This window comes from Algoriphagus sp., assembly GCF_024642405.1.
Classification (GTDB): domain Bacteria; phylum Bacteroidota; class Bacteroidia; order Cytophagales; family Cyclobacteriaceae; genus Algoriphagus.
The window spans coordinates 1-4443 of sequence record NZ_JAHEBC010000316.1 but is presented as its reverse complement, the minus strand read 5'-3'; the positions used below and the strand labels follow the sequence as shown (position 1 = coordinate 4443).

Sequence of the window (4443 nt, the reverse complement as noted above, 5' to 3'; positions counted from 1 at the left end):
GAAATTGGTCCTTATTCACTTGGGTATACAGAACTAGAGTTTGACTTAATCGAATTAGAAGAGGTGGTAAAAAAGTAATTTTTTTAATTCGGTCCGAGACTTAGTAAGATCTCATTTTGAATTTCTTTTTCAACTCGTTCACGGCATTTCTGAACGAACTATCGGTTTCCATAAGATCATTCACTGTTTGAACGGCATGGATCACTGTGGAGTGATCTCTTCCGCCAAAGTGATAACCAATAGATTTCAAAGAATGATTAGTAAACTCTTTTGAAAAATACATTGAAACCTGCCTTGCCACCACAATTTCTTTTTTTCTGGTTTTAGCTTTTAGATCCTCTAAAGCTATTCCATAATATTCAGAAACTGTCTTTTGAATGTATTCAATACCTACTTCTGTCTCTATGTCCTTGATGATATTTTTCATCACGGTTTTTGCGAGCTCTAGACTGATTTCCACTCTACTCAAGGAGGCATGAGCAATCAAAGAAATAAGGATGCCCTCAAGTTCACGGACGTTAGTATCTACTGTATATGCGAGATATTCTACCACATCAACAGGAATAATGATTCCTTCAGATTGCATCTTCCTTCGAATAATTGCGACTCTGGTTTCGAAGTCTGGCATTTGTAAGTCTGCCGTCAATCCCCATTTAAATCTCGATAGCAATCGTTCCTCAAGTCCTTTCAAATCTCTGGGAGGACAATCTGAAGTCATGATGATCTGCTTCTTATTTTGATGTAGGTGATTAAAGATATGGAAGAACATTTCCTGAGTCCTGTCTTTTCCAGCAAGGAATTGGATATCATCTATGATCAACACATCAACTTGCATGTAGAAATTTGTAAAGGTTTTTACGTTTCCATCCTTGATAGAATCCATAAACTGATTTACAAATTTTTCCGAGGAAACATATAACACAAATTTGTCTTCAAGACCATTTTTGATTTCGTTTCCTATTGCCTGTACCAAGTGAGTTTTTCCTAATCCAACTCCACCATAAACCATCAAAGGGTTGAAGGACGTGATCCCGGGCTTTGTAGCTACTGCAAATCCAGCCGATCTGGCTAATCTATTACAGTCGCCTTCAATATATGCGCTGAAAGTATAGTTTGGATTCAGATTACTTTTTGTTAAAGCTTCTGCATCCAGAGATTTCATCTCAAATGGAGTTCTTTGTTCTTCTGCTTGGGAGGGAGCTCCTTTTTTTCCATTATTTCCTTGTGGGTAAGAAACTACATAAGGTTGATTGGAAGAATTACCACGATCTACAACAACAGCATATTCAAGTCTTCCTCCTTGGCCCAAAGTCGTTTTAATAGCAAGTTTTAAGACCTGCACATAATTATCCTCCAGCCACTCGAAAAAAAACTGACTAGGAACTTGAATTGTAAGGTTAGTTCCCTCGAGTTTTACTGGATTAATCGGTTTAAACCAAGTTGAAAAGCTCTGCTCATTGACGTGTTGTTCAATCACACGTAAACATTCATTCCAAACGGCGCTAGCTTCTGAACTCATTAGAGAAGATTTCTGAAAATCTGATGGACCCTGAGATAATTGGGGTACCAAATTTGGAGAAAATTAAGGTAAATAAAAAATCCAATTAGGCTTGAAAAAGTGATTTTTTTATCAATTCATAATAAAATGATAAAACGAAATTTTGATCGAAAAATTGATTAAAACGTTTCAAAATCTATTTGAAAGCTGGAGAGTACGATTAATTTTTATCCTGTTTATAATTTTTTAATTTCTAAAAATCTATTTTTTGAAATTAAAAGATAACCTTCATTTCCTAGGTAATTTCTTATACTTCTTTAGTAAATGGTTATTTTTGAGTAGAACTAAGCAGATTTTAGATTCTAAAAGAACACCCAAATATGACAAATGAGTCTTTTTACAATTTCCCGAAATCAAATAAGCAAGAATGGATAGAAAAAGTCCAAAAGGATTTGAAAGGCAAAGATTTTAAAGAAACTTTAATAACCAAAGTTTGGGGAGAATTGGATGTAATGCCTCTTTATTCCTCGGAAGATTTAGCTCCTTCGAATTATTCATTTAGGTTTCATGAAAAAACCAAACTACCTGGACTAGCTCCAAGAATTTGGAATAATGTAGTTTCTTTTTATCCGGAAGATGAGAAGAAGTGTAATCAAGAAATTATTTATGCGCTTGAAAATGGAGCCGATGCAATCGCTATTCATTTAAGTGGTGAAGAAAATTTAAATCTGATTTTGAAAGGGGTGTTGACTGAGTTTATCCACCTTTATTTTGTGCCCCAAGGTCCACCTAAATTACTTTATGAACAGATTTTAGAATGGATTGAATCCCTTCAAATCAAGCCAACCATGCTACAAGGAGCTGTGATATGGTCCCCAACTTCAGATTTATTTGACAGGGAAAGTGAATTTCTTGAAAACATCGAACTTGGGGCAGAAATGGTTAATAAATTTTCTGCTTTCAGGGAGTTTTTTCCAATGACTTTAGATATTGCTAAATATGCTGATTCCGGTGCTAATGGCATTCAACAAGTATATCTAGGTTTGGGAGAAATGATTGAAATGATGGATTCATTTATTTCTAAGGCAGTTACTCCGGCAATGGTATTTGATAACTTTGCTTTTTATGCAAGCGTAGGAGAATTGTTTTTTCCAGAAATATCCAAATTGAAGGCTTTTAGGATTTTGCTAGTGGAGTTAGCGGGTAATATGGGGCAAGAAATACCTCCCGAATCTCTTCATTTAATAGTGTCGACAAGTGACTTTAGCAATTCATTAATTGATAAAAACTCCAATCTAATCCGACTAACTTATGAAGCTATGTCCGCAATTTTAGGTGGTAGTAATTCAATATGGGTGAAACCTATAAATGAAAAATCTGCTTCAGTACTTGAAAAAAGAATTGCCAGAAATATTTCGTCAATTCTAAAAGAAGAAAGTTTTCTAGATAAGGTAATAGACCCGACTGCTGGCTCTTTTTATGTTGAAAGTTTGATAAAAGAAATTAAAACCAAGGTTCTAAGAAAACTTGAGCTTTTAGAAGATGAAGGAGGTTGGTTAGAAAACTTTAATTCAAGGAAAATTCATAAACTAGTTAGAGGTGAGAGAGAAAAAGTCCAAGAATTGGTTTTAAAAAGTGAATCCATAAAAGTTGGGGTAAATAAATATGAAGCAAAAAGTGAATTAGCAAGTAATGGTAGCTTTGAGGGATTTGAAGAAAAGGATTATGAGTTGAAGCCAACAAGAGCTACTTATTTATTAGAAAGAAATAAATTAAAAAAAGCATGAGACCTGATATAAAGAATTGGCTGAGCAGCTCTTTAGAAGAAAAAAAACAGGTTTCAAATGAAGCTTGGGATTCGGCAGAACAGATCCAGATTCCTTCAGAGTTTAACTCAATTCAGATACTAAATCTTCCTCACATTCAATTTACGGCAGGAATACCTCCTTTTTTGAGAGGTCCTTACAGTACAATGTATAGTATGAGACCTTGGACTATACGACAATATGCAGGATTTAGCACTGCAGAAGAATCAAATGAATTTTATCGAAAAAATTTAGCTGCCGGTCAAAAAGGACTTTCTGTAGCTTTTGATTTGGCAACCCATCGAGGCTATGATTCTGATCATCCGAGAGTAGTGGGAGATGTGGGAAAAGCAGGTGTAGCCATAGATTCCGTGGAGGATATGAAAATTCTTTTTGACCAGATTCCTCTCGATCATATGTCAGTTTCTATGACTATGAATGGTGCTGTAATTCCGATTCTTGCATTTTATATCGTTGCAGCTGAAGAACAGGGGGTTAAGCCTGAAGCACTTAGTGGAACTATTCAAAATGATATACTGAAAGAATTCATGGTAAGGAATACGTATATCTACCCTCCCCAGCCTTCCATGAAAATCATTGCTGATATTTTTGAATATACTGCGGACAAAATGCCGAAATATAATTCGATTTCTATCTCTGGCTATCATATGCAGGAAGCTGGTGCAACAGCTGATTTAGAATTGGCCTATACTTTGGCAGATGGATGGGAATACCTGAAAACCGGTGTAAAAGCGGGACTAGATATAGATGATTTTGCACCGAGACTATCATTTTTTTGGGGAATAGGAATGAATCATTTTATGGAAATAGCCAAAATGAGGGCGGCAAGGTTGCTTTGGGCTAAAATTGTCAAAAAATTCAATCCTAAATCCAGTAAATCCCTGGCATTGCGTACACATTGCCAAACTTCCGGCTGGTCTCTTACTGAGCAAGATCCTTTCAATAATGTAACAAGAACTGCTGTCGAGGCACTTGCGGCAGCTATGGGCGGAACCCAGTCCCTCCATACCAATTCATTGGATGAGGCAATTGCATTACCCACAGATTTTTCTGCTAGAATCGCCAGAAATACACAGTTGATTTTACAGGATGAAATGGGGATAACAAATGTTGTTGATC

The 4443-nt window shown here is 35.9% G+C and carries 3 protein-coding genes; 2 read left to right on the top strand and 1 reads right to left on the bottom strand.

Translation table 11 applies throughout. The annotated features are described in order from the left end of the window. Positions 1 to 100 precede the first annotated feature (100 nt). Positions 101 to 1519 (bottom strand): chromosomal replication initiator protein DnaA, encoded by a 1419-nt coding sequence (gene dnaA, locus Q0L68_RS16850; RefSeq protein WP_296705388.1) that lies wholly within the window; start codon positions 1517 to 1519, stop codon positions 101 to 103. A gap of 359 nt (positions 1520 to 1878) precedes the next feature. On the opposite strand from dnaA, the gene Q0L68_RS16845 reads away from it, so the two are divergent. Then, positions 1879 to 3285 carry a methylmalonyl-CoA mutase family protein gene (locus Q0L68_RS16845; protein WP_296705386.1) on the top strand — a complete coding sequence of 469 codons (1407 nt, stop codon included), beginning with the start codon at positions 1879 to 1881 and terminating at the stop codon, positions 3283 to 3285. After that, a partial coding sequence (locus tag Q0L68_RS16840) for a methylmalonyl-CoA mutase family protein (RefSeq protein WP_296705385.1) occupies positions 3282 to 4443 on the top strand: 1162 nt, incomplete at its 3' end. The genes Q0L68_RS16845 and Q0L68_RS16840, both read left to right, overlap by 4 nt.